Annotated in this window: 5 protein-coding genes; 2 read left to right on the top strand and 3 right to left on the bottom strand. The window is 36.4% G+C overall.

Features of this window, described 5'->3' with window-relative positions; all coding sequences use genetic code 11:
- Window positions 1-531 precede the first annotated feature (531 nt).
- Window positions 532-2,208, bottom strand: a complete 1,677-nt coding sequence (gene ptsP, locus KCG35_RS01830) for a phosphoenolpyruvate--protein phosphotransferase (RefSeq protein WP_230408937.1) — start codon at window positions 2,206-2,208, stop codon at window positions 532-534.
- A gap of 644 nt (window positions 2,209-2,852) precedes the next feature.
- Between ptsP and KCG35_RS01825 the strand changes: the two genes are divergently transcribed.
- Together KCG35_RS01825 and KCG35_RS01820 are read left to right on the top strand one after the other, a co-directional pair.
- On the top strand, window positions 2,853-3,923 hold the full coding sequence (locus KCG35_RS01825) for a fatty acid desaturase family protein (RefSeq protein WP_215817953.1): 1,071 nt from the start codon (window positions 2,853-2,855) through the stop codon (window positions 3,921-3,923).
- Window positions 3,924-4,532: 609 nt separating this feature from the next.
- Entirely contained in the window at window positions 4,533-4,859 is a 327-nt protein-coding gene (locus tag KCG35_RS01820) for a hypothetical protein (protein ID WP_215817952.1), read from the top strand.
- Between the two features lie 193 nt (window positions 4,860-5,052).
- Here KCG35_RS01820 and KCG35_RS01815 read toward each other — a convergent pair whose 3' ends face one another.
- Complete coding sequence (locus tag KCG35_RS01815) at window positions 5,053-5,490, bottom strand: GNAT family N-acetyltransferase (protein WP_215817951.1); 438 nt, start codon at window positions 5,488-5,490, stop codon at window positions 5,053-5,055.
- Window positions 5,491-5,566: 76 nt separating this feature from the next.
- The gene (locus KCG35_RS01810) at window positions 5,567-6,415 is read right to left on the bottom strand and encodes a GNAT family N-acetyltransferase (protein WP_309227258.1); all 849 of its coding nucleotides are present in this window, start codon (window positions 6,413-6,415) and stop codon (window positions 5,567-5,569) included.
- Window positions 6,416-6,425: the final 10 nt, after the last annotated feature.

Raw genomic sequence — 6,425 nt, 5'->3', positions numbered from 1 at the left:
AAAGGAGGGGTTGCACATAACCAAAGTATGCCGTCATATAATATTGATTTAGAAAAACTGTAGCTTTTATGTATAAACAGTCAATTTGTTATGATTGTAGTTAGTAAAAACGTGTGTTTTATATCTCGTCTTTGGCCATTTGATTTAGCCGATCATGATCAAATAACGAGCAAAATTTTGATTTTTTGATTGTGGTAAAGCTGAATAGCTGGAAATTAAGTGACGATGACGACACATTTTTTTGTCAAAAAAAATTAACCCATTATAAGGAAGGGACCGTCATTGTCTGCAGCAATTATAACGATTTTATCCGCATTTATATATCACTATAAATTTTACAACAAGGACATTATGATCCAGCATAAGCCTTTCAATATCTTGCTAACCCAGTATAAACCTAAGGTAGTAATACCCCACTTGCAGTACAACACACTTGAACTTTCATTTTGGTAAACCCTTGTTCAAATCCTTGATATAGTTGCTGTGTATTAGGAATGGCTTTTGAGAGCTTAAGATGATAGCCGAAAGGTGTTATCGTGGGAGGTCCACCTTAGTTTTTCGAATGGTTTCCTTTATTAATGGTACTAACGGTGCTGCAACACTCAGTGAAGTAATACCACACTGCAACAACCGACGAATATGCTCTTTGCTACCAGCCAATTCACCACAGATTGACAATGGCATATCTGGTACATCACTGTGCACAATCTCCATCATACGGAATATCACCGCAGAATCATCATTGTAATAGGTTTCAACTGAAGCATTTTCTCTATCTGCCGCAAAAGCATACTGGGTTAAATCATTAGAGCCAAAACTCATGAAGTCAACATGAGGAGCAATAGTGCTTGCAGACAGTGCAGCAGCAGGTGTTTCAATCATGGCACCCAACTTAGGTAAAGGTGATATATTGTGCTCAATGCAAAATGTATTTAACATTTTTTTTACTAACAGTATGTCCTCAGGCAATGCCACCATTGGTACAAGAATCTGAACTTCATAATCTGACATCAAGCTGATAATCGCCTTTATTTGTGTATACAACAACTCCGGATATTCCCTTAAAAGCCGAATACCTCGTCTCCCCAATGCAGGGTTCGTTTCAGCCATAAAGCCAACAAACGGTAAAGGCTTATCAGCACCTACATCGAGTAATCGAACACAAACTGAATTTCCTTTCATACTACTCAGTGTATGACGCATTTCATCTAATAATTCATCTGAAGTTGGTGGCAATGTGCGCCCAATATAAAACTGCTCAATACGATATAAACCAATACCATCAGCACCGTTTTTCAAAGCTTTGCTGGTATCTTCATGACACCCAACATTAGCATTGACACTAATCAGCATACCATCAAGCGTAACAGCAGGGCATCCTGCAAGTTTTTGAGCTTTTTGAAGCAACAGAGCATTTTCATCGACAGTTTTTTGAAAGGAAATCATCATGGGACGGTTAGGATTTACGATTAACACACCTAAAGTTCCATCCACCAATGCCATATCGCCATTAGTCAACTTTTCCAAAATATTGGGTATTTCAGAAATACAAGGAACTCCCAGCTGACGTGCAAAAAGTGCAGCATGAGACCCTTTTGCACCATACTCAAGTAACACAGCTGCTGTAGAGCGGTTGTTAAGAAACACCGTATCAGATGGGAGCAGTCGTTGTGTAACTAATATACAATTTTCGGGGATTTGTTCTAAAGGGTGTGTTGTAATACCTGCTAACGCATTTCGTAATCGTATTGAAACATCATGGAGGTCATCACCTTTCTCTCTCGCAATCCGCGATTCCATTAATAAGAATCGCTTTTCCCAACGTAAAAAAACGCTTTTAACAGCACTACCTGCTGTCACAAGGTTATCAACAATTTCTCTTCTTAACTCTTCTTTCAGCAAGTGATCATCAAGTATTTGCTTATGCACTCCAAATACTTCAGCTAAGTGCTTATCAATTTCCTTTTCAACGCGAGTGGCTAATATTATTAAGTCATTGGAAATTTGAGCAGTTGCCTGATCAAGCCGAGTAAACTCCTCTTCAACATTGAGTTGAGCACCCTTCACGGGCACATCAATTGGACCCAACAGACTTCGTTGAAGGTGAACAATGCCTTGAGCATAGCCAGGAGAAATAGCTGCTCCCTGAATAGTCAAAGGCTGCTTTGGCATATTCTCTTGCTGATCAATATTGATTATGTCTTTCATAGCAACCTTGGTAATAATTGAGTCTTCATCTTTATTATTGCGCTACTCTTAGTTTGACAAGCTTTGTCTGTAAGTGACTCATTATGAATCCATGCTTATTTTTCACCTACTGTTCTGGCATAAGAAAAAAGAGTCATTTATCACTTATAAAAATAGAAAATTAATATCAATGAATTTGTAATATACCCCAGAAAAGCACTCTACAAAATGTACTTATCTTATTGATTAGTCAGCATTCATTAGACACTAAATATAGGAAGGCATATAGAAAGATTAGTGCAATATTGATTACTTAGAAAGTCAATATTAAAAAAGAAAATAAAAAGTTAAGAATATTATGGCATTACTCTTTTTATGGCCAGACAAAATCTATCCCTGAAATAGAATACTGTAAAAAAACAATATTAATATCGGCTTTACAAATTACAAATAAACATGATTTTATGTAACATATAGATAATTAATCTGTAATAATAAATGCTAGATTTCTAAATTGAGCCAGTTTATATTATTTTTGCATGTTTCTCTTATAGAAAATGACTTAACACTAAACTGACTCAGATGTTTAAGTTATAATCCGTTAGCTTTGGCAAATTCATTACATAACACACTCAATACGTCCTGATTCATATTGGTTTGTAAATATGAACAATCAAAAAAAAATACTTCATCAGCCAGAAAAAACCAACGAGTTCAACTCCACATCTCCAATACACAGTGCTGGTATACGTGTAGATAAAGAGCTGTTAAATGCCACTATTCCTTTTGCTCAAGAATCACGTCGTAAAAGCTGGCGCCTAGTGACAACTATATTCGCACTGCTGTTTATGTCACTCATTGCTGCAGGTTTTTCTCCCTGGCCATGGTTACAACTTGTTTTCTCGTTACTCAGCTCGATGTTTATGGTACGAGCATTTATTACTTTTCACGACTACATGCATGGTGCAATCCTTAGGGATTCTCAAGTAGCTAGCTGGTTTTTCTGGCTATATGGCTTGCTGATTCTAGTACCAACAAGATCCTGGCGAGAAAGCCATAACTACCACCACGGTCATGTAGGAAAACTAGATGTATTCGGTACTGGTACCTTTCCTATAATGACAACCAAAATGTGGCTTTCTATGTCAAAATGGCAGCGTTTTTATTACCGCTTACAACGTCATCCCCTCACTATTTTATTTGGCTATTTGACGATATTCGCCATAAGCATCTGCTTACTCCCCTTTCTTAAAAATCCCTCCAAACACTTAGACTCACTTCTATCTATAATATTGCACAGTACTTTAATCTGGTCTCTATGGTATTTTGCTGGTGCAAATATAGCTTTTTTTGTTGTACTCCTTCCCATGAGTATTAACTGTGCATTTGGTTCTTATCTTTTTTTTGCACAACACAGTTTTAAACGAATGGTTATCATCACCCCTGAAGCATGGACTTACTATCGCGCAGCCCTCGAATCTTCAAGCTATATGCATTTGAACAAAGTTATGCAATGGTTTACAGGTAATATCGGCTACCACCACATCCACCACCTCAATGTGCGCATCCCCTTCTACCGGTTACCTGAGGTGATGGCTGCAATACCTGAACTTCAGTCTCCCATTGTGACTACTTTAGCTCTAGGAGAAATTTACGATTGTTTTAAGTCTTCTTTGTGGGACGAAGACCAACAGCGAATGGTGTCTTATCGCGAAGCCACAAATTTGTATAAGTAGATAAACTATCTCCTAATGGGTGCAAAAAACTTACAACAGAACGTAGTTATCAGGGCAATCGCATATAAAAATAATTCATGATGAATATAGATTGCGCAAATACAGCGTAACCCCACATTTTGCTATTCCTCAATTATTATTAAATGAACAGCTGTGGTATTTCGATGTACGCCAGTGGTAGACAAAGGCTGGATAATGCACATAGAACTGTTTGCTGCAAGGAGGTGCTAATAACTATCTTGACATCCTGGGAAGAACTCACGGCGTGTTCGAAGGGCGTTATGCAGACGTTGGACAAAGGTTGGTTGTATAAAGGTAAAGGTAAAGCTATAGAATAATACCCTAATAATAAAACAGTTAATCAAAAACCATTTCAAATGTAACCGATAGAAAAGTTTTTTTGACTACGAAATTCTATATAAACCCATATATAACAGTTCGCTATTAACCACAAAAAATAAAATTCAAACCCATAATGAACAAACCACTATACTAAATACTATTATTTTGACGACTCATTCCATTACAATTCATAACAACAATTAATTTCTATTTAACTTAATCTTATCTATCATTACTAGATAAAACTTATATATTGAGAGATTAATCATGATTGAATTTTCATTTGAATCAGAAGGTGCCACATTTACCATTACTGGCGAAAATGAAGGAAAAATAAAAAAAAGAGTAAAGCTTGAAAAAAAGATTGGAAATTCGATAAAAATTATTTTTAATGATGTTTTTTTAAGCTTTTCCATTCAATTGCAACAAGGTAGGGATCATTGTACTCTCGCAATAACTGTTCGTGGCGGCGACAGCCTTCCTGAAGCGGCCCCCAGCTTTAAAATAACCAAAGAAACCGCACAAAAATTAGAAGATAAATTTAGATGTGATAACATAAATTTAACTAATAAAAGTTTATCTTGGAGCCCCTAGTCAACTACGCAAACTCTCAAGTTTTTATGTAAGCTTTGACTACTATAGAAACTGTTTAGATAATCACTTCAAGAACATGCTAAATAATAACACACAACTCCTTTACTATTAGACTATGTTTACTCTCATAATTTTTCATCTATATTTCACAAATAATTTTTTTGAAGCGTTTTTTAGTTTACGTAGTAAACTACTACTCCATAAATGTTTTCGCAAACTCAATTTTATTCTCGCCAGAAGATGAGGATACAACATCTGTAATGTGGTATCCGTTGCTGATAAGTAAAATAAGCATACCTGGGTACTTATTCATACTTTTAACATTAATTTTATGTGCACCACTTTCTCGCAGATAGGCTTCCTGGTTTTCAAGTAGTTTTTGCGCAACACCTATCCGACGAAATTCAGGTAGTACACCACCTAGCCAGCTATAAAAGCTTCTATCTCCATCCCAGAAGCCTAACTTATAACCAGCCAATTTGCCTGAAACTTCTGCAATAAGCAGCTTATATCGACGTGATGATAATCTGTCTAAATAGTATGCCACTGAAGGAATATGGTTTAACTCTTTCACACCATTATGTATTAGCAATGCATCCTCAAAACTACCATCTCTTATAATAATAATCACTAACTCCTATAAACTTCATGATTCTTGGTTTAAAAAACAGCTAGAAAAACAGTATCATTTACAACTTTCTTATTATTTACCCCACCTCAAACGAGGTTACGCCATAAAGTTTATCTAATGGCAAATCTGGAAATTTCCCTGTATACATTCTCGCGGTTTCGAAAACCTTCTTCATCTTATAACGTTCTGCTAACTTGAGGGCCTCTTGATTGACTTCAGGTATATCAAGATAGACTGGTTGTAATGGATCTACCGATTGTATCAATGATGAAAAAATAGCATCAGCAAATGCGAGGGTATCGGCATAAAGTGGTCCAACCTTGTAGCCATTTAGCGCTTTACGCATAACACCATAACCAACCAAGCTATCATTCTGTATGATGCCTAGCGCCTTACAATCTGGCTGATTAAGCCATGCTTTCATAAACGCTATTCTTTTTTCAGGAAAAAATGGACAGGCGTATAACTCAATCGTTTCAAATGGTAACTTAGCAAGCTTAATAACATCAGCATCAACGGATAAATCATCACTACCAAGACACTCAAATCGGATATTTCGATAGGCTAATTTAAAGCCAAATTTTTTGTAATTTGTTTGCTGCTCAACAACACCATCTAAGCCAATATTACAGCCATATAGATACTGAATACCTGATTTCCAGATTTTCAAACCATAACCCTGGCGTCGATAATCGGGATGTACAATATAAAAACCTAGAAAACCGAATGATGCACTATATTTGACAACAGATAATGTCGAAATTGGTTTACCATCAAGTAAACCCATAAAAAAGCCGTTTGGATCGGTGTGATAGTAACAGTCCGCATCATGAAACCCTGGATTCCATCCCTCTTTTGCAGCCCAGTCAATAGCAATATTAACTTCCTCGCGCTTCATTGGTCGGATTATGTAATTACTATGCACTATTGAAGAT

Source organism: Zooshikella harenae (genome assembly GCF_018837975.1).
Lineage (GTDB): Bacteria > Pseudomonadota > Gammaproteobacteria > Pseudomonadales > Zooshikellaceae > Zooshikella > Zooshikella harenae.
Note: the sequence above shows the minus strand (reverse complement) of the source record. Positions and strands in the feature narration are given on the sequence as shown.

What these genes read in the sequence shown, in the direction of transcription:
- ptsP (WP_230408937.1), bottom strand. Translation starts at nt 2,208, where the DNA reads ATGAAAGACATAATCAATATTGATCAGCAAGAGAATATGCCAAAGCAG.
- KCG35_RS01825 (WP_215817953.1), top strand. Translation starts at nt 2,853, where the DNA reads ATGAACAATCAAAAAAAAATACTTCATCAGCCAGAAAAAACCAACGAG.
- KCG35_RS01820 (WP_215817952.1), top strand. Translation starts at nt 4,533, where the DNA reads ATGATTGAATTTTCATTTGAATCAGAAGGTGCCACATTTACCATTACT.